This window comes from Achromobacter sp. Marseille-Q0513, from assembly GCF_018195695.1.
Lineage (GTDB): Bacteria > Pseudomonadota > Gammaproteobacteria > Burkholderiales > Burkholderiaceae_B > Achromobacter.
In genome coordinates, this window is sequence record NZ_JAGTJY010000002.1 from 85,100 (window position 1) to 108,662 (window position 23,563).

The window sequence follows — 23,563 nt, forward strand, 5'->3', positions numbered from 1 at the left end:
AGGATGCCGGCGTCGCACAATGGGCGGCTCGCGCGCGACTCACGATTCTCGGGCGACGCGATCCATGAATGAAAAATCCCCGCGCGGCATGACGCCGCGCGGGGATCGGGCAAGGCACACGGCCCCGGATGCCGGGCCGCGCGGGATCAGGAAGGGTCAGGCCACGGCGACCGGGATCTTGCCGATCTTGGCCTGCCATTCCTTCGGTCCGGTGTTGTGGACCGAGATGCCCTGGGCGTCCACCGCCACGGTCACCGGCATGTCCTTCACGTCGAACTCGTAGATGGCTTCCATGCCCAGGTCCTCGAAGGCCAGCACGCGGGCTTCGCGGATCGCCTTGGACACCAGATAGGCCGCGCCGCCCACCGCCATGAGGTAGGCCGAGCCGTGCTTGCGGATCGCCTCGATGGCGACCGGGCCGCGCTCGGACTTGCCGATCATGGAGATCAGGCCGGTCTGCGCCAGCATCATCTCGGTGAACTTGTCCATGCGGGTGGCGGTGGTGGGACCGGCCGGGCCGACCACTTCGTCGCGCACCGGATCGACCGGGCCCACGTAGTAGATGACGCGGTTGGTGAAGTCCACCGGCAGTTGCTCGCCCTTGGCCAGCATGTCCTGGATGCGCTTGTGCGCGGCGTCGCGGCCGGTGAGCATCTTGCCCGACAGCAGCAGGGTCTGGCCCGGCTTCCAGCTGGCGACCTCTTCCCTGGTCAGCGTGTTCAGGTCCACCTGCTTGGACTTGTTGTAGTCCGGCGCCCAGTGCACTTCCGGCCACTCGGACAGCGAGGGCGGATCCAGGCGCGCCGGGCCCGAGCCGTCCAGCACGAAGTGGGCGTGGCGGGTGGCGGCGCAGTTCGGGATCATGGCCACGGGCTTGGAGGCGGCGTGGGTCGGGAAGGTGTTGATCTTGACGTCCAGCACCGTGGTCAGGCCGCCCAGGCCCTGGGCGCCGATGCCCAGCGCGTTGACCTTCTCGTACAGCTCGATGCGCAGCTCTTCCAGCTTGTTCTGCGGGCCGCGCGCCAGCAGCTCGTACATGTCGATGTCTTCCATCAGCGACTGCTTGGCCATCAGCATGGCTTTTTCAGCGGTGCCGCCGACGCCGATACCCAGCATGCCGGGCGGGCACCAGCCCGCGCCCATGGTCGGCACGGTCTTGAGCACCCAGTCCACCAGCGAGTCGCTGGGGTTGAGCATGACGAACTTGGTCTTGTTCTCGGAACCGCCGCCCTTCGACGCGATCTGCACGTCGACCTTGTCACCGGGGACCAGGTCGACGTGCAGGATACAGGGCGTGTTGTCGCGGGTGTTCTTGCGGGCGAACAGCGGATCGTCCAGCACCGAGGCGCGCAGCGGATTGTCCGGGTTCAGGTAGCCGCGGCGCACGCCTTCGTCACAGAGCTCCTGCAGGCTGCGCTTGGTGTCGAAGCGCACGTCCATGCCGACCTTCAGGAACACATTGACGATGCCGGTGTCCTGGCACAGCGGACGCTTGCCTTCGGCGCACATGCGCGAGTTGGTCAGGATCTGCGCCATCGCGTCGCGCGCGGCGGGGCTTTCCTCGCGCTCGTAGGCGCGGGCCAGGTGGCGGATGTAGTCCACCGGATGGTAGTAGCTGATGAACTGGATCCCGTCGGCGATCGACTGGACCAGGTCTTCTTCCTTGATGATGACGGACATGGCGAATTTGCTGTCTAAAGGGAAAACGTGAAAACGCGGCCGGGGCGACCGGCTGCACGGAAAGGGGAAAGCACTATTTTTGCCGCTGGGCCGCCCCGAGGCAAAAAGCCCCCTCGGGGGGCAGCAAGCTCGCGTAGCGAGTGCGGCGTGGGGGCATGTCCTATTTACCTTGCCAAACCGGCTTGCGCTTCTCGGCGAAGGCGGTGGCGCCTTCCTTGGCGTCGGCCGAGGTGAAGATATGCGCGGTCAGCGGACGCTGGCGGTCGAACATCTCGTCCTGCGACCAGTCGCCCGATTGCGCCACGATGCTCTTGGCGGTCTGCACCGACAGCGGGCCGTTCTCGACGATGGCGCGGGCCAGCTCCAGCGCGCCGGCCAGGGCGCCGCCCGGCTCGGTCAGGCGGTTGACCAGGCCGAAGGCATGGGCGCGCTCGGCGGGCAACATGTCGCCGGTCAGGATCACTTCCATGGCGATGTGGTACGGCAGGCGGCGCGGCAGGCGCAGCATGCCGCCGGCGCCGGCCACCAGGCCGCGCTTGACCTCGGGCAGGCCGAACTTGGCGTTATTGGCGGCCACGATCAGGTCGGACGCCAGCGCCATTTCGCAGCCGCCGGCCAGGGCGTAGCCTTCCACGGCCGCGATCAGCGGCTTCTTGGGCGGGCGCTCGGTCAGGCCGGCGAAACCGCGGCCCTCGACATAGGGACGCTGGCCGGACTTGGCGAAGGCCTTGAGGTCCATGCCCGACGAGAAGGTGCCGCCGCCGCCCGTCAGGATGCCGATGCGCACGTCGTCGCGGCTGTCGAGCTGATCCAGCGCCGCCGCCATGGCCTGCGCCGTTTCCAGGTTGATGGCGTTCTTGGCCTCGGGACGGTTGATCGTGATGATCTGGATGCCGTCGGTGACTTCCACCGTGATCAGGTCGGACATGGGACAACTCCTTTTTTCGGGTCTGCCGGAATCGAGTTCCAGTTTTATATAAGACTTGGGTACAACCCGGAATCATACGACCATTGGTTTGCCGGCGCAGGCGCGCCCGGCCGGGGTGTCCGCCAGGCGCGCGCCGGCCCCGGCGGCGCCTGATCCGGCCCCATTCCCGCCCACGCGCCCGGCCCCGCCCCGGGCCCGTTAAAATGCCCGGTTTGCCACGCCATGGGCAGTCCCTGCCCCGCGGCCGATTTCCAAGAATCCTATGCTCACTTTTCAGCAAATCATCCTTACGCTCCAGGAATACTGGGACAAGCAGGGTTGCGCCCTGCTGCAACCCTACGACATGGAAGTCGGCGCCGGCACCTCGCACACCGCCACCTTCCTGCGCGCCATCGGCCCGGAACCCTGGCGCGCCGCCTATGTGCAGCCCTCGCGCCGCCCCAAGGACGGCCGCTACGGCGAGAACCCCAACCGCCTGCAGCACTATTACCAGTACCAGGTGGTGCTCAAGCCCGCGCCCCCGGAAATCCTGGACCTGTATATCGGCTCGCTGAAGGCGCTGGGCATCGACCCGACCGAACACGACATCCGCTTCGTCGAGGACGACTGGGAAAACCCCACGCTGGGCGCCTGGGGCCTGGGCTGGGAAGTCTGGCTGAACGGCATGGAAGTGACCCAGTTCACCTATTTCCAACAGGTCGGCGGCCTGGATTGCACGCCGACCACGGGCGAGATCACCTACGGCCTGGAACGCCTGGCCATGTACCTGCAGGACGTGCAGAGCGTGTACGACCTGGTCTGGACCGAAGGCGCCAACGGCCGCCGCGTGCTGTACCGCGACGTGTTCCACCAGAATGAAGTGGAGCAGTCCACCTACAACTTCGAGCATTCCTCGGCCCAGATGCTGTTCGCGCATTTCAACGACTACGAGGCCGAAGCCAAGCGCCTGATGGACGTGCCGCTGGCCCTGCCGGCCTACGAGGCCACGCTGAAGGCCGCGCACACCTTCAACATGCTGGACGCGCGCGGCGCGATCAGCGTGACCGAACGCGCCGCCTACATCGGCCGCATCCGCAACCTGTCGCGCGCTGTCGCCCAGGCCTACTACGACTCCCGCGAGCGGCTGGGCTTCCCCATGCTGGACCGCGACCAGGCCGCCGGGGAGACTGCATAAATGACGACGAACATCCGCCCCCTGCTGGTCGAGCTGCTGACCGAAGAACTCCCCCCCAAGGCCCTGCAGAAGCTGGGCCAGGCCTACGCCGAAGGCGTGCGCGCCACGCTGGCGCGCCACGGCCTGCTGGCCGAAGGCTGCTCGGCAGAGGCCTATGCCACGCCGCGCCGCCTGGCGGTGCGCCTGTCGGCCGTGCTGGCGCAGGCCCCTGACCAGGCCTACGCCGAGAAGCTGATGCCGGTGAAGATCGGCCTGACCGAGGACGGCAAGGCCACGCCCGCGCTGCAGAAGAAGCTGGCCGCCAAGGGCCTGGAGAACATCGACCTGGCCACGCTGGAACGCGAATCCGACGGCAAGCAGGACTACCTGGTCGCCCGAGGCACCGCCCCCGGCGCCGCGCTGGCCACGGGCCTGCAGGAAGGCATCGCCGCCGCCATCGACGGCCTGCCCATTCCCAAGGTCATGCGCTACCAACTGGCCGACGGCGTGACCACCGTCAAGTTCGTGCGTCCGGCCCACGGCCTGATCGCGCTGCACGGCGCCGACGTGGTGCCCGTGACCGCGCTGGGCCTGGCCGCCGGCCGCGAAACGCTGGGCCACCGCTTCATGAGCAACGGCCCGGTGGCGATAGCCGACGCCGACGCCTATGCCGCCACGCTGGCCGACAAGGGCCGCGTCATGGCCTCGTTCGAAGGCCGCCGCGCCGACATCGAGCGCCAACTGCTGGACCACGCCGGCCGCCTGTCGGCCACGCTGGGCGACGACCCGGAAGTCGCCGCGCTGCTGGACGAAGTCACCGCGCTGGTCGAGCATCCCACCGTCTACGTGGGCGAGTTCGAGGAGCAATTCCTGCAAGTGCCGCAGGAATGCCTGATCCTGACGATGCGCCTGAACCAGAAGTACTTCCCGCTGTTCGACCCGGCCAGCGGCCGCCTGACGCACCGTTTCCTGATCGTGAGCAACATGCTCACGGCCAATCCGGTGAACATCGTCGAAGGCAACCAGCGCGTGGTGCGTCCGCGCCTGGCCGACGCGCAGTTCTTCTTCAACACCGACCGCAAGACGCCGCTGGCCGCGCGCGTCGAGCAGCTGGGCTCTATCGTCTACCACAACAAGCTGGGCACCCAGCTCGAGCGCGTCGAGCGCGTGCGCGCCATCGCCCGGGGCGTGGCGCAGCAGCTGGGCGGCGACGTCTCGGCCGCCGACCGCGCCGCCCTGCTGGCCAAGGCCGACCTGGGCTCGAACATGGTGGGCGAGTTCCCCGAGCTGCAAGGCATCATGGGCGCGTACTACGCGGCCGGCGACGGCGAACCGGCCAGCGTGGTCGAGGCGCTGCGCACCCAATACCGCAACCGCTGCGACGCCCCGGTCAGCGCCGACACGCTGACCGCCGCGACGCTGTTCATCGCCGAGCGCGCCGAAACCCTGGTCGGCATCTGGGCCATCGGCCTGGCGCCCACCGGCGAGCGCGATCCCTTCGGCCTGCGCCGCGCCGCGCTGGGCCTGATCAGCGCCTTCGAGCAGCTGGCCGCCGGCGGCTGGCTGAAGATCAACCAGGACGGCCCGCTGTCGCTGGACGGCCTGCTCGACCTGGCCGCCGGCACCTTCCCGGCCGGCAAGATCCCCGCCGACACGCTGGCCGAGGTGCGCGCCTTCATCTACGAACGCTACCGCAACCAGCTGATCGCCGATTCCGACCGCAACGCTGTCGAAGCCGTGATCGCGCTGACGCCGCCGCTGCACCAGGTGGGCGAGCGCGTGCGCGCCGTGGCCGCCTTCGCGCAGATGCCGGAAGCCGCCAGCCTGGCCGCCGCCAACAAGCGCATCGGCAACCTGCTCAAGAAGGCCGAGGGCGAGATCGGCCAGGTGAACGACGCCGCGCTGGTCGAGCCCGCTGAAAAGGCGCTGGCCGCCTCGGTCGCGACGCTGCGCCCGCAGGCCGAGGCGCAGTTCGCGACCGGCGACTTCGCCGCCAGCCTGCGCACGCTGGCCCAGGCGCGCGAGCCGGTGGACGCCTTCTTCGCCGACGTCATGGTCATGGCCGAGGACCCGGCCGTGCGCGCCAACCGGCTGGCCCTGCTGGGCCAGCTGCATGGCCTGATGAACCAGGTGGCCGACATTTCCAGGCTGGCACAGTGAAACTGATCATCCTCGACCGCGACGGCGTCATCAATCAGGACAGCGACGCCTTCGTCAAAAGTCCCGACGAATGGATCGCCCTGCCCGGCAGCCTGCAGGCCATCGCCCGCCTGACCCAGGCCGGCTGGAAGGTGGTGGTCGCCACCAACCAGTCGGGCCTGGCGCGCGGCCTGTTCGACATGGACACGCTCAACGCCATCCACGCCAAGATGCGGCGCGAGCTGGCAGCCGCCGGCGGCAGCATCGACGCCGTCTTCCTGTGCCCTCACGGGCCGGACGACAACTGCGTCTGCCGCAAGCCGCTGCCCGGCATGTTCGAGCAGATCGGCGCGCGCTACGACGTCGACCTGAACGCGGTGCCGGCGGTGGGCGATTCGCTGCGCGACCTGCAGGCGTCCTCGGCCGCCGGCTGCGCGCCCTGGCTGGTGCTGACCGGCAATGGCGCGAAGACGCAGGCCAAGGGCGGCCTGCCGCCCGGCACGCGCATCTGCGACGACCTGACGGCCGTGGTCGACCTGCTGTTGCAAGACAAAGAGGCCTGACCCGATGGCCCGGCTCCGTTCACTGCTTTACGCCATTTTCCTGATCGTCACGGTCATTCCCTACGCCTTCGCCTGCGTGCTGTGGGCGCCGCTGCCGCTGCACCTGCGCTACAAGCTCACCGTGGGCTGGCCGCGCCTGGCCATCTGGGGCGCGCGCGTGATCTGCGGCATCCGCTGGCAGGTGAAGGGCTGGGAAAACCTGCCCGAGGGCCCGGCCGTGATCCTGTCCAAGCACCAGTCCGCCTGGGAAACGCTGTTCTTTCCCGCATACATGCCGCGCGAAGTCTGCTTCGTCTACAAGAAGGAACTGCACATGGTGCCGTTCTTCGGCTGGGGCCTGGCGCTGCTGCGCATGATCGCCATCGACCGCAGCAAGGGCCGCGACGCCTTCGAGCAGGTCGTCGCCCAGGGTCGCAAGCGCATGGACGAGGGCCGCTGGCCGCTGCTTTTCCCGGAAGGCACGCGCGTGCCGCCGGGCCAGGCCGGCCGCTTCAAGATGGGCGGCGCGCTGCTGGCCTCGCGCACCGGCGCCAAGGTCATCCCGGTGGCTCACAACGCGGGCGAATGCTGGCGCCGCAACGCCTTCGTGAAGCGTCCGGGACTGGTTACGCTGTCCATCGGACCCGCGATAGAATCCCAGGGACTCACCCCCGAGGAACTGAACCAGAAGGTCCAGGGCTGGATCGAAGGGGAAATGCGGCGTCTCAACCCTGAAAGGTATGTCTAGCAGCGCTCAGCTCGAACTCCTGTTCGACTCGCGGGAAACCGGCGCGCCGGAAGGCGCGCCGCCGGCGGACGCCGCGCCGCGCGCGACGCCCGGGCCGCGCCCCGCGCCTGAAGCGCCGTCCCCGACGCGTCTTGCAGATCCGTCCCCCGCCCACTCGGGCGAACCGCTGCTGACACTGTCCCCGAATGCCTCGGCCCGCGTGCCGACGCCCAGCCCCGATCCGCTGCCGCCCGGCGCCCGCTGGCGCGAGGTGAACACCGACGAACAGCCCATCGGCTTCGTGCTGCTGCGCTCGCGCCGCCGCAGCATCGGCTTCGTCATCACCGACGACGGCCTGCGCGTCACCGCGCCCAACTGGGTCACGCTGGGCCAGATCGACGACGCGGTGCGCGAGAAAGCCCGCTGGATCCTGAACAAGCTGCGCGAATGGCACGCCCGCAAGCAGCAGCTGGCCATGGCGCACACGCGCTGGCAGGCCGGCGGCGAGCTGCCCTACCTGGGCCGGCGCATCGTCATCGGCGTGGGCGGCGACAGCCGCCAGGCCGCGCTCTCGGGCGACGCCGACGCCCCGCGGGACGGCGACACGCTGTGGCTGGCCCTGCCCGCCAACGCCGACCAGGGCCGCATCCGCGACGCCGCCCAGGCCTGGCTGCAGCAGCGCGCCGGCGCCTGGTTCGGCGCGCGCCTGGCGCATTTCCTGCAGATCAGCGGCCTGAAGATCCGCCGCTGGCGACTGTCTTCCGCCGCGACCCGCTGGGGCTCGTGCACCAGCGACGGCAACATCATGCTGAACTGGCGCCTGATCCACTTCGCGCCGGCCATCATCGACTACGTGATCGCGCACGAGCTGGCCCACCTGCGCGAAATGAACCACAGCCAGGACTTCTGGCGCGAAGTGGGCCAGATCCTGCCCGATTTCGAGGACGCCAAGAACATCCTGCGGCGCCACGATCCGGCATCCCTGCCTCAATTCTGAGGCGCCTTGGAGACACGACGATGCTGCTGCTGATTCCCGGCCCGGTGACCACCGACGCGCGGGTGAGGGCCGCCGCGGCGCAGGACTATGCGCCCTGGGACAACGATTTCCGCGAACTCTACCGCCAGGTCTGCGCCGGCGTGCTGCGCGCCGCCTGCGCGCGGCCCGACGAACATGCCGCGCTGGCCCTGCCCGGCTGCGGCCACTTCGCCGTCGAGGCCGCGATCCGCACGCTGATGCCGCCGGGCGGACGCCTGCTGGTGCCGTCCACCGGCGCCTATGCCAGCCGCCTGCAGCGGCTCGCCGCCGAGGCCGGCCGCGTGGCCGTGCCGCTGTACGTGGGCGTGCGCGACCGCATCGATCCTCAGGCCGTGGCCCATGCCCTGGAACAGGACCCCACGATCAGCCACGTGGCCCTGGTCTACAGCGAAACCAGCAGCGGCATCTGCCACGATGCTCCCGCCATCGCCCGCGTCGCGCAGGCGCTGGGACGGCGCGTCATCGTCGACGCCGTTTCGGCCTTCGGCGCGCTACCGCTGGATCTGTCGGACCTGCCGGCCGTGGACGCGGTGGCGCTGACCGCCAACAAGTGCCTGGAGGGCCTGCCCGGCGCCGCCTTCGTGGTGGCGCGGCGCGACAGCCTGGAAGCCGCGCAGGGCCGCGCCGGCAGCTGGTCGCTGGACCTGGCCGACATCTATCAGCAAAGCCTGCAGCCCAATGCCGGGCCGCGCTTCACCCCGCCCGCGCCCACGCTGGCCGCCTTCGCCGTCGCGCTGGCGCGCTATCATGAGGAAGGCCGCGAGGCCCGCCTGGCGCGCTACACGGCCAATATGCGCGCGCTGTACCAAGGCGTGGGCGAGATCGGCCTGACGCCCTGGCTGCCGCCGGCGCTGCAGGGCCCCATCGTCGTCAATGTGCTGGCCCCGGACACGCCGGCCTGGGACCTGCAGGCCTTCGTCGACGCGCTCAAGCGCCGCGGCTACGTGCTCAGCAATTTCAAGAACACCGAACAGCCTTCGTTCCGTGTCGGCTGCATCGGCGCCTTCTCGGCCGATCAGATGCGGCAAGCCGTCCAGGCCATGGGCGAGGCGCTGTCCGAACTCGGCATCCGCGGGACCGCCGCCGGCCAGAAGCCGGTGCTCCCTTCCACCCTGACCGCATAGGAAACACCAACATGCGCCTGCTACACACCATGCTGCGAGTCGGCAACCTCGACAAGTCCATCGACTTCTACACCAACGTGCTCGGCATGCGCGTCCTGCGCCGCAACGACTACCCGGACGGCAAGTTCACGCTGGCCTTCGTCGGCTACCAGGACGAGGCCGAAGGCGCCGTCATCGAGCTGACCCACAACTGGGACACCGACAAGTACGACCTGGGCAGCGGCTACGGCCACATCGCCCTGGAAGTCGACAATGCCTACGAAGCCTGTGACAAGGTCAAGGAACGCGGCGGCAAGGTCACCCGCGAAGCCGGCCCGATGAAGCACGGCACGACGGTCATCGCCTTCGTCGAAGACCCCGACGGCTACAAGATCGAATTCATCCAGAAAAAAGGCCGAGTGGACTGACGCCCATGATCCACACCATCCTGAAGATGGGCGACCCTCGGCTGCTGCGCGTGGCCGCGCCCGTGGAGCATTTCGGCACGCCCGAGCTGCGCGCGCTGGTCGCGGACATGTTCGAGACCATGGCCGCCGCCCAGGGCGTGGGACTGGCCGCGCCGCAGATTGGCGTGGACCTGCAGCTGGTGATCTTCGGCTTCGACCGCAACGAGCGCTATCCCGACGCGCCGGCGGTGCCGCAGACCATCCTGTGCAATCCGGTCATCACGCCGCTGTCCGACGAGATGGAAGACGGCTGGGAAGGCTGCCTGTCGGTGCCTGGCCTGCGCGGCCTGGTGCCGCGCTACCGCCATATCCGCTACACCGGCCTGGATCCGCAGGGCCAGCCGATCGAGCGCGAGGCCGAGGGCTTTCACGCCCGCGTGGTGCAGCATGAATGCGACCACCTGATCGGGCGCTTGTATCCGTCCCGCATCCAGGACTTCAGCAAGTTCGGCTACACCGAGATCCTGTTCCCCGGCATGGACCCGAACAAGGACGATTGAGGACGCCGCTACACGGCGGCCTCAATCGCCGCTGGGCTGCGCATTGTCGCGTCCCGCGCCGGGCGACAGTTCCTCCGGCGCGAAATCATCCACCTGCAGCACCTCGGCCGCCGATGCCTCGGCGGCCTCCAGCTGCGCCGCCTGCGCATCGGTGATGGCGCCCTGCCGATGGGCTTCGCGCCAGTCGCGCAGGCCTGACTGGCGCAGTCGGTCGCGCAGCGGCTGCACCGCTTCCGCCAGTGCGAACGCGCGCGTCAGCTGACCCAGCGGGTCCGGCCCAGGCTCGCGTTGCAGTTCCGCCGCCAGGCGGTCATGCGTGGGCGAGGGTTTGAGCAACAGCTCGGCGCATTCGCGCGTCAAGGCGTCGTCCGGCCCCTTGGCGAGCCGCAGGGGCAGGATGGCTGCCCGCAGCCCCCAGGCCAGCACCCGACCCGGCAGGTTGGACAGCACCTGATCCATTGCCGTCTCGATACGCGCCGCGCCCTGCTCCATGCACCAGCGCACCAGCGGCAGGTCGTCGTGCTTGCGGCCTTCGTCTTCCCAGCGCTTGAGCACGGCCGACAGCAGGTACAGCTCGGACAGGATGTCGCCCAGCCGGGCGGAGATCAGCTCGCGGCGCTTGAGCGCGCCGCCCAGGCTGGCCAGCGCGGCGTCGGCCAACAGCGCGAACCCCGCGGCGTAGCGGCCCAGCCTGCGGTAGTGGCGTGCCGTCGGCCCCGCCGTGGGCGTGGGCGCCAGCATGCCGCCGGTCCAGGCCCGCCCGATGGCGCGCAAGGTCGTCATGCCCGCGTGCCGCAGATGACGCCAGAACACGTCGTGGAAGACCTCCATGCCGCGCTCTTCGTCCGGATTGCCCAGCGCCAGCATCTCGGGCATCAGGTAGGGATGCGCGCGGATGGCGCCCTGGCCGAAGATGATCAGGTTGCGCGTCAGGATGTTGGCGCCCTCGACCGTGATGGCGATGGGCACGGCGCGGTACAGCGAACCCAGGTAGTTGCGCGGCCCGTCGATCACGCCCCGGCCCGCGTGCACGTCCATGGCGTCGTTGACCGACTGGCGCATGCGCTCGGTCGCGTGATACTTCATGATGCCGGACACCACGGCCGGCTTGACGCCCTGGTTCAGCGCCGCGCAGGTCAGGCGGCGCGCGGCCTCGACCAGGTAGGCGTTGCCGGCCAGGTTGGCCAGCTTTTCCTGCACGCCCTCGAAGCGTCCCACCGGCAGGCCGAACTGCTCGCGCACGCGCGCGTACATGCCGGTGGCGTGAGCCCCCAGCGCGGCCGCCGCCGCCGACAGCGAGGGCAGTGAAATGCCGCGTCCGGCCGCCAGCGCGCTCATCAGCATCTGCCAGCCGTGGCCGGCGCGCTCCTCGCCGCCGATCAGCGCGTCCAGCGGCACGAACACGTCGCGGCCACGATTGGGGCCGTTCTGGAAGGCCTGCATGGCGGGCAGATGGCGCCGGCCGATTTCCACGCCCGGCGCATCGACCGGTACCAGCGCCACCGAGATGCCGATGTCGCGCATCTCGCCCAGGATGCCGTCGGGATCGGACAGCTTGAAGGCCAGCCCCAGCACCGTGGCCACCGGCCCCAGCGTGATGTAGCGCTTGTGCCAGTTCAGCCGGATGCCGATCAGCTCGCGCCCGTCCACCACCTGGCGGCAGACCACGCCGGTGTCGGTCATGGACGCGGCGTCCGAGCCGGCCTCGGGACTGGTCAGGCCGAAGCAGGGAATCTCGCGCCCGTCAGCCAGGCGCGGCAGCCAGTAGTCGCGCTGCGCCGGCGTGCCGAACTGCATCAGCAGCTCGCCCGGTCCGAGCGAGTTGGGCACCATCGCGGTGACGCCCGCCGTGACCGAGCAGGCGGAGATGCGGCGCACCACCTCGGAATGCGCGTAGGGCGAGAAGCCCAGGCCGCCGTAGCGGCGCGGGATGATCATGCCGAAGAAGCGCTGCGACTTCAGGAAGGCCCAGACCTCGGGCGGCAGGTCGCGGCGGTTCCAGCTGATGTCCCATTCGTCCAGCATGGCGCACAGCTGCGCCACGGGGCCGTCGATGAACTTCTGCTCTTCCGGCGTCAGCGTGGCGGCCGGCACGTCCAGCAACTTGCGCCAGTCTGGATTGCCGCTGAAGAGATCGGCCTCCCACCAGGTGTCGCCGGCCTCGATGGCCTCGCGCTCGGTCGCGGACATGGGCGGCAGCGCGCGCCGCGCCCAACGGTAGGCAGGTTCGGAAACGCGGCGCCGGCGCCAGGCGTTGAAATCCATGGGCTCCCCTTTTGCTGTCGTCGTCCCGGGGCCGCTGGCCCAGGGGCGCATCGGGTCAAAGTACCAGAATTGCGGGCGCGCGACCACGCGTGGGCCGTCCGACTCTGCGACAATGCCCGGGCGCCCAGTCGAGCCGCGCCCTGCGCCCAGGCGTGCAGGGCCGACGCCGCGCGGCCCATTTTTCGTACCATCAGGCCCAAGACATGCTGAACAAACTCTGGCTGAGTTTCTTTCTCGCCGCCGCGGCGGCCGCGTTCTACCGCTGGCTCGCCATCGGCGACGCCGAGGTCTTCCGCGCCATGATCGCCAGCCTGTTCGACATGGCCCGCGTGTCGGTGGAAGTGATGGTGCTGCTGTTCGGCACGCTGACGCTATGGCTGGGCTTTCTGCGCATCGCTGAAGCAGCCGGCCTGGTGGAAAGGCTGGCGCGGCTGCTGGGTCCGCTATTCGCGCGCCTGATGCCCGAGGTGCCGCGCAACCATCCCGCCATCGGCCTGATCACGCTGAACTTCGCCGCCAACGGCCTGGGGCTGGACAACGCGGCCACGCCTATCGGCCTGCGCGCCATGCGCGAGCTGCAATCGCTCAATCCCAAGCCCGACACCGCCAGCAACGCGCAGATCCTGTTCCTGGTGCTCAATGCCTCGTCGCTGACGCTCTTGCCGGTGTCGCTGTTCATGTTCCGCGCGCAGCAGGGCGCGGCCGATCCGACGCTGGTGTTCCTGCCCATCCTGCTGGCCACCTGCGCCTCCACGCTGGCCGGCTTCCTGGCGGTGGCGTTCTGCCAGCGCCTGAAACTGACGGATCCGGTGGTGCTGGCCTGGCTGGGCGGCGCCGCGCTGGCGCTGGGCGGCTTCATGGCGCTGCTGGCCAGCATGACGGCCGCCGCCATCGCCACGCTGTCCTCGCTGCTGGGCAACCTGACGCTGTTCTGCATCCTGCTGCTGTTCCTGCTGGCCGGCGCCTGGAAGAAGGTGCCGGTGTACGAGGCCTTCGTCGAGGGCGCCAAGGAAGGCTTCGACATCGCCAAGAACCTGCTGCCCTACCTGGTGGCCATGCTGTGCGCGGTGGGCATGCTGCGGGCCTCGGGCGCGCTCGACTTCCTGCTCGACGGCATCCGCTGGCTGGCCGCGCAGGCGGGCTGGGACGCGCGCTTCGTGGATGCCCTGCCCACCGCCCTGGTCAAGCCCTTTTCCGGCAGCGCGGCGCGCGCGCTGATGCTGGAGACCATGACGCACTTCGGCGTGGACAGCTTCCCCGCGCTGCTGGCCACCGTGGTGCAGGGCAGCACCGAGACCACCTTCTACGTGCTGGCGGTGTACTTCGGCGCCGTGGGCATCCTGCGCGCGCGCCACGCCGTGGCCTGCGCGCTGGTGGCCGACGCAGCCGGCGTGCTGGCCGCGATCGGCGTGTGCTACTGGTTCTTCGGTTGAGCGCCGCGCCGGCGGGCCGGCGGCGGCGTTGTCGAGCCAGGCCCGGCCCGGCCTTGCACGGCCGGGCCTGAGGCGACCCGGTCTGACGCGGCCCGCCCCACCCGCGTCAATCCACCAGCAGGATCTTCATGCCGTTGGTGCCGCCGCTGTCGCGGTAGAAATCGCCCTTGGTCAGAATGACCCAATCGCCGCTCTGCACCAGATTGCGCTTGCGCAGTTCGTCGATGGCCGCATTGCTCAGGTCGGCGGGCTCGTACTCGGACGGCGCGAACGGAATCGTGTAGACCCCGCGGAACATCGTCACGCGGTTCTGCGTGACGCTGTGCGGGCTGTAGCAATAGATCGGCACGCCCGAACGGATGCGCGACATGATCAGCGGCGTGTGGCCGCTTTCGGTCAGCGCGATGATGGCCTTGACGCCGGGAAAGTGGTTGGCCGCATACATGGCGGCCAGCGCGATGGTCTCGTCGCAGCGCGTGAAGGTCTCGCCCAGGCGATGGTGCGACTGGGTCGAGGTCGGGTGCTTTTCCGCGCCCAGGCAGACGCGCGCCATGGCCTGCACCGTCTCGACCGGATACTGGCCCGAGGCGCTCTCGGCCGACAGCATCACGGCGTCGGTGTAGTCGAGCACGGCGTTGGCCACGTCCGAGACTTCGGCGCGCGTGGGCATGGGACTGGAGATCATGGACTCCATCATCTGCGTGGCGGTGATCACGACCTTGTTCAGCGTGCGCGCGTGCTGGATGATGCGCTTCTGGATGCCCACCAGCTCGGCGTCGCCCACTTCCACGCCCAGGTCGCCGCGCGCCACCATGACGCCGTCGCTGGCGCGGATCAGCGCGTCCAGCGCTTCGTCGTCGGCCACGGCCTCGGCGCGCTCGATCTTGGCGATGATCCAGGCATCGCTGCCGGCCGCGTGCAGCAGGGTCCGCGCCTCGTCGATGTCGCTGCCATAGCGCGGAAACGAGACCGCCACGTAGTCCAGTTCCATCTCGGCGGCGAGCTTGATATCGACGCGATCCTTGTCGGTCAGGCTGGGCGCCGACAGGCCGCCGCCGCGGCGGTTGATGCCCTTGTTGTTGGACAGCGGGCCGCCCACCGTGACGGTGGTGTGGACCTCATCGCCCTCGACGCTGTCCACCACCAGTACCACGCGGCCGTCGTCGAGCAGCAGCTCGTCGCCCACGCGGCAGTCCTGCACCAGTTCCGGGTAGTCGATGCCGACGATGCTGGCCGTGCCCGCTTCCTTGGGATGGACGCGCGACAGCGTGAAGGGCTGGCCCACCTGCAGCTGCACCAGCTTGTCGGTGAAGCGCGCGATGCGGATCTTCGGTCCTTGCAGATCGCCCATGATCGCGACGTAGCGGCCCTGCCGCGCCGCGATCTCGCGCACCAGGCGCGCGCGTTCGCGGTGATCGTCGGCGCTGCCGTGCGAGAAGTTCAGTCGAGCCACGTCCAGCCCGGCCCGGATCAGGGCCTCGATGCGCTCGGGCGTCGACGTCGACGGACCCAGGGTGGCGACAATTTTGGTGCGGCGCAGTACGGGCATGGGAATCCTATCTCGCAAGAAACAACGGAAACGCTATGGTACGACGCGATGCGACAGCGCGGGTATCATGAACGCCACCTATCCTGACCAGGCCTGTCCGCATCGTGAAAATCGTCATCGCCCCCGACTCGTTCAAGGAAAGCATTTCCGCGCCGGCCGCGGCCGAGGCCATCGCCCGCGGCGTGAAAGCCGCCTTTCCTGGCGCACAGACCGTATGCGTGCCCATGGCCGATGGCGGCGAGGGCACGGTCGAGGCAGTGCTCGCCGCCGCCTCGGGGGAGGCGCGCATGCAGACCGTGAACGATGCGCTGGGCCACAAGGTCGACGCGGCCTGGGGCATGCTGGCCGACGGCACGGCCGTCATCGAAATGGCCGCCGCTTCCGGCCTGGAACTGATCGCGCCCGCGCGCCGCGACCCGATGCGCGCCAGCAGCCACGGCGTGGGCGAGCTGATCCTGGCCGCGCTCGATGCTGGAGCGCGCCATATCATCCTGGGGCTGGGCGGCTCCGCCACCAACGACGCCGGCGCCGGCATGCTGACCGCGCTAGGCGCGCGGCTGCTGGATGCCGAGGGACACAGCCTGCCGCCCGGCGGCGGCGCGCTGGCGCGGATCGCCGCCATCGATATCCGCGGACTCGACTCCAGGCTGGCCGGCGTGCGCATCGACGTAGCCTGCGACGTGGACAATCCGCTCTGCGGCCCGCAGGGCGCGTCGCACGTGTTCGGTCCGCAGAAAGGCGCGACGCCCGAACAGGTGCGGGAGCTGGACCAGGCGCTGGCACGCTTTGCCGACATCTGCGCGCGCAGCCTGGAGGCCGACCATCGCGATGCGCCCGGCGCGGGCGCCGCGGGCGGCCTGGGCTTCGCGGCCAAGGCCTTCCTGGACGCACGCTTTCGCCCCGGCGTGGAGATCGTGGCCGAGCTGGGCGGACTGGCGCAAGTCGTGGAAGGCGCCACGCTGGTGTTCACCGGCGAAGGCCGGATGGATGCGCAGACGCTGCGCGGCAAGACGCCGGCCGGCGTCGCCCGGATCGCCCGGCAGGCAGGCGTGCCCGTGGTGGCTTTGGCCGGCTCGCTGGGCGAAGGCTACGAGGCCCTGCACGCCTGCGGCATCAGCGCGGCGTTCAGCCTCGCGCCCGGCCCCATCACGCTGCAGCAGGCGCTCAACGACGCCGAACGCCTGCTGCACGATCGCGCGCGCGACGTGATGCAGCTATGGATGGCCGCGCAGAAGCGCATGCTGTAGCACACGGCGCCAGCCTGCCGCGCCAGCGGCAGGCGAGCCTTCGGGAAGTGGCCGCGAAGAAACGGCCTGGCGCTCAGCCGGCCTGCAGCACGCCCGCCGCGACCAGCGCATCGGCCAGGCGGATGTACCGGTCCACCGACACGTCCTCGGCGCGCGCCGTGGGCGCGATGTCCAGCGCTTCCCAGGGCACCTGCGGCGCCCAGTCCGCCAGCACGCGGCGCAGCATCTTGCGGCGCTGGGAAAACGCCCGCGCCACCACCGTCTCGAACGTCTTGGCGCTGACGGGACGCAAGCGATCCCCGGGCAAGGGCATCATGCGCACGACTGCCGACACCACCTTGGGCGGCGGGTCGAAGGCCTCGGGCGGCACGTCGAACAGCTTGTGCATGCGGTAGCGCGATTGCAGCATCACCGACAGGCGGCTGTAGTCGCTGGAACCGGGCTCGGCCACCATGCGATCGATCACTTCCCGCTGCAGCATGAAATGCTGGTCGCGGATGTGGTCGGCCGAGGCCATGAGGTGGAACAGCAGCGGGCTGGAGATGTTGTACGGCAGATTGCCGACCACGCGCAGTCCAGGGCCGAACTGCGCGAAATCCACGGTCAGCGCGTCGGCCTCGACCACCGTCAGGCGGTCGGCCTCGAACTGCTTGCGCAGCCGCGCGGCCAGATCGCGATCGATCTCGACCACGGTGAGACGATCCAGCCGCTCCAGCAGCGGCCGGGTGAGCGCGGACAGGCCGGGCCCGATTTCAACCACCGCATCGCCACGGGCGGGCGCGACCGCCCGGACGATGGACTCGACGACGCTGTCGTCGGTCAGGAAGTTCTGGCCAAAGCGCTTGCGCGCCTGGTGTTGAGACATGAGCGGCCTAGCGGTTGTTCTGTTGGATGCGTTGTTGCTTTTCCAGGCGGTTATCCACGTAGGCCTGGGCGCGCAACTGGTCCAGCCAATCCTCGAAGGCGGGCTGGGCGCGACGCTCGAACAGGATCTGGCGGGCCTTCATGCGCGCCATTTCGTCGGTCGCGTCATGCTGGCGTCGCTCTTCGACCTGGATCAGGTGCCAGCCGAACGGCGATTGCACCGGCTGGCTGAGCTCGCCGGGCTGCAGCGCGTTCATCGCAGCCTCGAAAGGCGGCACGGTTTCGCCGGGATTCAGCCAACCCAGCTCGCCGCCCTGCGGCGCGGTCGAGTCCTGCGAATATTGACGCGCCATGTCCTCGAACTTGGCATCGCCCGCCACCAGGCGCTGGCGCACCTGCTCCAGGCGCTGACGCGCCAGCTGGTCGCTCATGACCGTGGACGTCTTGATCAGGATGTGGCGCGCGCGGGTCTGCGTGACCTGCATGGATGCCGGCTGCTGCGCGTGCTGCGGCTGGGGCTTGGGCTGCGGCGCCGGGGCCGGCGCGGGCGCGCGGGCGGTGCGGGCCGGGGCCGGCTGCGCCGTGCCGCGGTCCAGCACCTTGATGATGTGGAAACCGTTGCCGCTCTGGATCAGGGCGCTGACCTGGCCCTTCTGCAGATTGCCGACCGCCTTGACGAACAGGTCGGGCCAGCCGTCCAGCGGACGCACGCCCATGACGCCGCCCTGCAGCGCCTCGGGACCGTCGGAGGACGCGGCCGCGAGGCTGGCGAAATCGTCGCCGCGCTTGGCGCGGGCCAGCAGGCCCTCGGCCTTCTTGCGCAACACAGTCAGCTGCTCAGGCGACGAGCCTTCAGGCACGCGCACCAGGATCTGCGCGAGCGCGTACAGCATCGGCCCGCTGGGCGCCGCCGCCTGCTCGGGCGCGGGTTCCGGCTGCGCCTGCGGCTGAGGCTGAGGCTCGGCCTGCGCCTGCGCGGCGAACGCCGGGTTGCGGCGCTGGTCGCGCAGGAAGGCATCGACTTCCGCGTCCGAAATCACGATGGTGGAATCGACGGCGCGCTGGCGCAGGCGGTCCATGCGGATTTCGTCGCGCAGGGACTTGCGGTAGTTGTCCCAGGACACGCCCGATTTTTCGATTTCCTTGCGCAGCTGCTCCACGCCGATCTTGTTGCGCGCCGCGATGGCCTGGGTGGCCTGATCCACCTGGGCGTCATCCACGCGGATGCCCATGCGATCGGCCTCGTGGCGCTGCACGCGTTCCATGATGAGCCGCTGCAGCACCTGGTGCTGCAAGGTCTGGCCGTCAGGCACCTGGATGCCGCGCGCCTTCAGGTCGCCGGCGATGCGCAGCGACGCATCATGCAGTTCGCGCAGCGTGATCACGTCCTTGTCGACCACGGCGGCAATGCCGTCGACGAACTGCTCGGACTGCGCGGGCGCCGCGCTTTTTTGCGCGGCGGCGGGCTTGCCGCCGCCCTTGCCGGCGGGCTCCGCCGCATGAGCGGCCGGCAAGCCGGCGCAAAGGGCCAACAGCAGAGCGCTGCCGGACAGGCGGCGCAAGGAGTGCAACCTACGCATCATTCATACCTTTCAAATGTGGTCCCGTTCGGCACAGGCGGGGTAATGCGGCTGTAGCCGGGGATACTTCTGTTCAGCAGGTTCATCGGGTCGGTGCCCAGGGCGCCCAGACCGGTCAGCTCAAGCTGGAAGAACACGGCGGAGTTGGCGTCCTTGGCCGACACCGCGTAACGCTGATAGACCACGCGGCCTACCCAGCAGCAGTCGCCCTTGTATTCCAGGCCGGCAATGGCCTGGGTGACGCGGGGGGAGTCGTTGTAATCGGCGATCGTCGAGTTGGGACCCGAACGCAGGGAATAGTCCACGCGGCCCACGCCATACCAGCGCTTGGTGAGTGGCCATTGAACCGCCAGGCTGATCTGGTTCTGGCCCTGAGGCTGGTAATTGACGTTGGGCAAGGGATCGCGCTGATAACGATACGCCAGGGCAACCGTGGTCAAGCGCTGCGGCGACCAGCGAGCGCTCATCAAGGCGCGCGACCATTTGCTGTCATAGGGGTTGTACTGGGCAGCCACGTCGGTCGAAAGCGTGTCCGTTAGGGCTGCGCTGGCCGCGACCAGGAAATCCGAACGCACATTCTTGCGCGGCGTCTCGCCAGGCAGGATGACCCTTTGATCCGAGAAATAGATACGCTGTGCGGCAGACAGCGACAGGCGCTCGAAACCCGTCTCCGCATCAAGCCAACGCGTGGTCAAAGCCGCGGTCAGCTGATTCGCATCGGCGATCCGATCCCAGCCACCAGTGTAGATGTTCTCTTCGAATGCCTGGGAAAAACTGAAATCGGCGAGCGAGGTGTCGTAGACCGGCAAATGACTCTGGTCGCGGTACGGCACTCGCAGGTAATACAGCCGCGGCTCCAGTGTCTGAATGGACGATTTGCCGAACAGCGTAGTCTCTCGGTCGAACACCAGGCCCGCGTCCAGAGAGAATATCGGCACGGTGCGCGAAGCATTGCGCGCATAATTCGACGAACCAGGCATGTAGGCCCAATCGGTGCGATACCAATTCGTCTGGTACTGCGTGAAATTCACGCCTGCCTTGGGAACAATGAACCAGCCGGGCCGGACAATCGGATACGAAACCGTCGGATAGGATTGTAGACGGTCACCGTCCGGGCCATAGCGAGTAGCGCCGAGCAAAGGTCTACGGAAACGAACGGCGGTGGACGTCCAGTCCACATCGAAGCCACCCCAGTCATAACGGGCGCCACGCAAATAAAACTCGGGCACTTTGTCATAAGGCGGCGCAAGCGGCGCATCTGGATCCTGCAATGTCTGGTACTTGTAGACCTGTGCGTAGGCACTCCAATAATTCGAGCTCCAGCCTATCCGCCCGCGTTGTGGCAACAGCGTCGTGGACGCCTGGTTCAATCCGAGCTGGGAAATGTCTCGGAAGTAGTTGTCATCCGAGACCTTGGCGTAGTCCCAGTCGGTGTAGAAACCGTTGCCGAGGATCTGCTGATGTGCCCAACGGAACATCCAACGATCGCGGTCCCTCAATTGATCGCTGGGAAGATAGGTACCGATCATCGCGCCGCCGTAACCAGAGCCCATATACCGGAACTCGCCGCCCAGCTGCATCCCGCGCTTCGAGAAATAGCGCGGCACCAGCGTCATGTCATAGTTCGGCGCCAGGTTGAAGTAGTACGGCAGCGAAATATCCAGACCGCTCTGGCTGGTCGTGCCATACGTGGGCATCAGGAAGCCCGACTTGCGTTCCTTCTTGACCGGGAAGGTCATGTAGGGCGAGGCCAGGATCGGCACGTCCTTGAAATACAGCACGCCGTTGCGCGCCACGCCTTCGTTCTCGTCGAAGTCGACGTCGACCGTGGTGGCCTTGATGTACCACGACGGCTTCTCGCAGTTGCAGCCGCTGTAGGTCACGGTGTGCAGCCGCATCTGCGACTTGCTGAAGATGTCCGCGTGTTCGGCGACGGCGAAGCCGCCGGTGGCGCCCATCCAGAAATTCGGCTTCTCGATCTCGCCCGTGTACTTGTCGACGTTGAACTTGGCCCGCGGACCCGTCACCAGGGTGCCGTCGCGCATCATGCGCGCGCTGCCCTCGACGTCGACCTCGCCACTGTCCTTGCGATAGTTGATGCGGTCGCCCTTGATGACGCCGTCGATGCGGCGCACCTGCGCATTGCCGGTCAGGGTCAGGTCGGAATCTGGATCGCCGTCGATTGAATCGGCTTCGAGATATGCGGGAATATTGCCGTCCGGCAGGCTGTGCAGCCGCAGGCCGGGGGACGTGCGCAGCACGGGCGCCGAAGCGGCGGGCGTTTCTGACGCGGCCGTCCCTTGGCTGCCCTGGGCCTGAGCGGCCCCGGCAACGCTGACAGCAGATAGGATCAACCACCGAACCTTGCGCACGAGTGAAAAAAGCCCTTATCGACGATGGAAGAAGCCGGCACTGGCGCTCGCAGGGAGCCAAAGCCAACGGAAATGACCCGGTATTATAGAGAAGCCGCGCCATGCGCCCAGACTTATGTGCGCCGGACGCAAAATTCCGCAATATCGTCCTTCCCACACGGATCTTTCTTGAAAACCCCTCTAGACCCCCGCCTGACGCAGATCCGCAACTGGCTGACCGGCCTGCCCGCCTCCCTGAACCTGGCCGTGGACACCCTGCGCCCGGCTTCCGCCGACGCCAGCTTCCGCCGTTATTTCAGGCTGGACGCGGGCGACCGGACGCTGATCGTCATGGATGCCCCGCCCGAGCACGAAGACTGCCGCCCGTTCCTGCATGTGGGCGGGCTGCTGCGCGGCGTTGGCCTGAACGTGCCTGCCGTGCTGGAGCAGGACCTCGGCCAGGGGCTGCTGCTGCTGTCCGACCTGGGCCAGCAGAACTACGTCGAGCGCATCCGCGCCGGCATCGGCGACCGCGAGCTGCAGACGCTGTACCGCGAAGCCCTGGCCGCCCTGGTCAAGATGCAGCAGGCGCCGGTCACCGGCCTGGCGCCCTACGACACGGCCCGGCTGGCGGAGGAGCTCAAACTCTTTCCGGAATGGTACGTGAGCCGGCATCACGGCGTGACGCTGGACGACAAGATGAGCAGCGCGCTGGACAAGATCTTCGCCCTGCTGTCCGCCAGCAACGGGGGACAGCCCACGGTCCTGGTCCATCGCGACTACCACTCGCCCAATCTCATGGTCTGCGACCAGCCCCAATATGGCCCCAATCCCGGCATCATCGATTTCCAGGACGCGCTGGCGGGCCCCATCACCTATGACCTGGCCTCGCTGGTGACCGACGCCCGCACCACGTGGGAAGAGCCCCAGCAGCTGGACTGGGCGATCCGCTACTGGGAAATGGCGCGCGCCGCCGGCCTGCCGGTGGATGCCGACTTCGCCGAATTCCACCGCGCCTATGAATGGATGGGCCTGCAGCGCAACCTGCGCATCCTGGGCGTGTTCGCGCGCCTGAACCACCGCGACGGCAAGAAGCACTACCTGGATCACATGCCCCGCGTGAACGGCTATGTCCGGCAGGTGGCGCAGCGCTACGGCGTGTTCACCCCCCTGCTGCGCCTGCTGGACACGCTGGACGGCCGCGAAGCCAAAGTCGGGTATACCTTCTGATGCGGGCCATGATCCTGGCCGCCGGCCGCGGCGAGCGCATGCGCCCGCTGACCGACCGGCTGCCCAAGCCCCTGCTGCCGGCCGGCGGCCAGCCCCTGATCGTCTGGCACCTGCGGCGCCTGGCCGCCGCCGGCATCCGGGACATCGTCATCAACCACGCCTGGCTGGGCCACGAAATCGAACAGGCCCTGGGCGACGGATCGAACTACGGCGTGCGCATACGCTATTCGCCCGAACAGACTGCGCTGGAAACCGCCGGCGGCATCGCCCAGGCGCTGCCGCTGCTGGGCGACGCGCCCTTCCTGGTGGTCAACGGCGACGTCTGGTGCGACTGGCAGCCGGACGCCGCCCACGCCCTGGCCGCCGACCTGCAGCCGGACAGCGCCTGGCTGCTGCTGGTGGACAATCCCCAGCACCACCCCGGCGGCGATTTCGTGCTGGAGCCGGACGGACGGGTCCATGATGGCGACGGCTCGCGTTTGACCTTCTCCGGCATCGGCGTCTACCATCCTGGCTTGTTCGCCGGCCTGGCCCGCGGCACGGCAGCCCGGATGGCGCCCCTGCTGCGCCAGGCCATGGCGCGCAACGCGGTGCGCGGCGCGCGCCACACGGGCAGGTGGACCGACGTCGGCACGCCGGAACGGCTGGCCGAACTGGACGCCGAACTCGGCGGCAAGCCCTGCTGATGTCCACATATTTCACAATATCAAGGTGCGCAACCAGGCTTGTCCGCGCGCCCAACCACCCTCGCTGGCGGGGTATCCTCTGA

The 23,563-nt window shown here is 68.6% G+C and carries 19 protein-coding genes; 12 read left to right on the forward strand and 7 right to left on the reverse strand.

Annotation, left to right across the window (positions count from 1 at the left end; genetic code table 11):
• Window positions 1-156: 156 nt before the first annotated feature.
• Together KDH83_RS01070 and KDH83_RS01075 are read right to left on the reverse strand one after the other, a co-directional pair.
• Entirely contained in the window at window positions 157-1,680 is a 1,524-nt protein-coding gene (locus KDH83_RS01070; RefSeq protein ID WP_212312239.1) for a fumarate hydratase, read from the reverse strand.
• A 160-nt stretch (window positions 1,681-1,840) separates the two neighbouring features.
• A complete protein-coding gene (locus KDH83_RS01075) occupies window positions 1,841-2,608 on the reverse strand; it encodes a crotonase/enoyl-CoA hydratase family protein (RefSeq protein ID WP_212312240.1) in 768 nt (255 codons plus the stop codon).
• A gap of 262 nt (window positions 2,609-2,870) precedes the next feature.
• Here KDH83_RS01075 and glyQ point away from each other — a divergent pair, with 262 nt between their 5' ends.
• Genes glyQ through def form a run of 8 tightly spaced genes read left to right on the forward strand, consistent with a single transcriptional unit; the run spans window position 2,871 to window position 10,275 of the window.
• Window positions 2,871-3,782, forward strand: a complete 912-nt coding sequence (gene glyQ / locus KDH83_RS01080) for a glycine--tRNA ligase subunit alpha (RefSeq protein ID WP_212312241.1) — start codon at window positions 2,871-2,873, stop codon at window positions 3,780-3,782.
• Entirely contained in the window at window positions 3,783-5,921 is a 2,139-nt protein-coding gene (gene glyS, locus KDH83_RS01085; RefSeq protein ID WP_212312242.1) for a glycine--tRNA ligase subunit beta, read from the forward strand.
• Window positions 5,918-6,463, forward strand: coding sequence for a D-glycero-beta-D-manno-heptose 1,7-bisphosphate 7-phosphatase (gene gmhB / locus KDH83_RS01090; protein WP_212312243.1), 546 nt, complete (start codon window positions 5,918-5,920; stop codon window positions 6,461-6,463). The genes glyS and gmhB overlap by 4 nt, the downstream gene beginning before the upstream one ends.
• Window positions 6,464-6,467: 4 nt before the next feature.
• Window positions 6,468-7,190 carry a lysophospholipid acyltransferase family protein gene (locus KDH83_RS01095; RefSeq protein WP_212312244.1) on the forward strand — a complete coding sequence of 241 codons (723 nt, stop codon included), beginning with the start codon at window positions 6,468-6,470 and terminating at the stop codon, window positions 7,188-7,190.
• Entirely contained in the window at window positions 7,183-8,166 is a 984-nt protein-coding gene (locus tag KDH83_RS01100; protein WP_212312245.1) for a SprT family zinc-dependent metalloprotease, read from the forward strand. The genes KDH83_RS01095 and KDH83_RS01100 overlap by 8 nt, the downstream gene beginning before the upstream one ends.
• 20 nt (window positions 8,167-8,186) lie before the next feature.
• Window positions 8,187-9,329 carry a 2-aminoethylphosphonate--pyruvate transaminase gene (locus KDH83_RS01105; protein ID WP_212312247.1) on the forward strand — a complete coding sequence of 381 codons (1,143 nt, stop codon included), beginning with the start codon at window positions 8,187-8,189 and terminating at the stop codon, window positions 9,327-9,329.
• A gap of 11 nt (window positions 9,330-9,340) precedes the next feature.
• Window positions 9,341-9,736 carry a lactoylglutathione lyase gene (gloA, locus tag KDH83_RS01110; RefSeq protein WP_103272548.1) on the forward strand — a complete coding sequence of 132 codons (396 nt, stop codon included), beginning with the start codon at window positions 9,341-9,343 and terminating at the stop codon, window positions 9,734-9,736.
• Between the two features lie 5 nt (window positions 9,737-9,741).
• Window positions 9,742-10,275: a peptide deformylase gene (def, locus tag KDH83_RS01115; RefSeq protein ID WP_212312249.1), complete on the forward strand. Its 534-nt coding sequence runs from the start codon at window positions 9,742-9,744 to the stop codon at window positions 10,273-10,275.
• A 21-nt stretch (window positions 10,276-10,296) separates the two neighbouring features.
• Here the strand turns inward: def and KDH83_RS01120 are convergent, their stop codons facing one another.
• Window positions 10,297-12,540 carry an acyl-CoA dehydrogenase gene (locus KDH83_RS01120; protein ID WP_212312251.1) on the reverse strand — a complete coding sequence of 748 codons (2,244 nt, stop codon included), beginning with the start codon at window positions 12,538-12,540 and terminating at the stop codon, window positions 10,297-10,299.
• Between the two features lie 203 nt (window positions 12,541-12,743).
• On the opposite strand from KDH83_RS01120, the gene KDH83_RS01125 reads away from it, so the two are divergent.
• Window positions 12,744-13,973 (forward strand): spore maturation protein, encoded by a 1,230-nt coding sequence (locus tag KDH83_RS01125; RefSeq protein ID WP_212312253.1) that lies wholly within the window; start codon window positions 12,744-12,746, stop codon window positions 13,971-13,973.
• Between the two features lie 106 nt (window positions 13,974-14,079).
• On the opposite strand, the gene pyk is transcribed toward KDH83_RS01125, so the two are convergent.
• On the reverse strand, window positions 14,080-15,522 hold the full coding sequence (gene pyk, locus KDH83_RS01130) for a pyruvate kinase (RefSeq protein WP_212312255.1): 1,443 nt from the start codon (window positions 15,520-15,522) through the stop codon (window positions 14,080-14,082).
• A gap of 104 nt (window positions 15,523-15,626) precedes the next feature.
• Here pyk and KDH83_RS01135 point away from each other — a divergent pair, with 104 nt between their 5' ends.
• Entirely contained in the window at window positions 15,627-16,769 is a 1,143-nt protein-coding gene (locus tag KDH83_RS01135) for a glycerate kinase (protein WP_212312256.1), read from the forward strand.
• A gap of 73 nt (window positions 16,770-16,842) precedes the next feature.
• Here KDH83_RS01135 and rsmA read toward each other — a convergent pair whose 3' ends face one another.
• The 3 genes from rsmA to KDH83_RS01150 are packed head-to-tail and all read right to left on the reverse strand — an operon-like array spanning window position 16,843 to window position 21,585.
• Window positions 16,843-17,634 (reverse strand): 16S rRNA (adenine(1518)-N(6)/adenine(1519)-N(6))-dimethyltransferase RsmA, encoded by a 792-nt coding sequence (gene rsmA / locus KDH83_RS01140; protein ID WP_212312257.1) that lies wholly within the window; start codon window positions 17,632-17,634, stop codon window positions 16,843-16,845.
• Between the two features lie 7 nt (window positions 17,635-17,641).
• Window positions 17,642-19,216 carry a peptidylprolyl isomerase gene (locus tag KDH83_RS01145; protein WP_212312258.1) on the reverse strand — a complete coding sequence of 525 codons (1,575 nt, stop codon included), beginning with the start codon at window positions 19,214-19,216 and terminating at the stop codon, window positions 17,642-17,644.
• Entirely contained in the window at window positions 19,213-21,585 is a 2,373-nt protein-coding gene (locus tag KDH83_RS01150) for an LPS-assembly protein LptD (protein WP_212312259.1), read from the reverse strand. The genes KDH83_RS01145 and KDH83_RS01150 overlap by 4 nt, the downstream gene beginning before the upstream one ends.
• Window positions 21,586-21,753: 168 nt before the next feature.
• On the opposite strand from KDH83_RS01150, the gene KDH83_RS01155 reads away from it, so the two are divergent.
• Both KDH83_RS01155 and murU read left to right on the forward strand, forming a co-directional pair.
• Window positions 21,754-22,794: a phosphotransferase gene (locus KDH83_RS01155; RefSeq protein WP_249204740.1), complete on the forward strand. Its 1,041-nt coding sequence runs from the start codon at window positions 21,754-21,756 to the stop codon at window positions 22,792-22,794.
• The gene (gene murU, locus KDH83_RS01160) at window positions 22,794-23,480 is read left to right on the forward strand and encodes an N-acetylmuramate alpha-1-phosphate uridylyltransferase MurU (protein WP_212312262.1); all 687 of its coding nucleotides are present in this window, start codon (window positions 22,794-22,796) and stop codon (window positions 23,478-23,480) included. Before KDH83_RS01155 ends, murU begins: the two co-directional genes overlap by 1 nt.
• Window positions 23,481-23,563 lie beyond the last annotated feature (83 nt).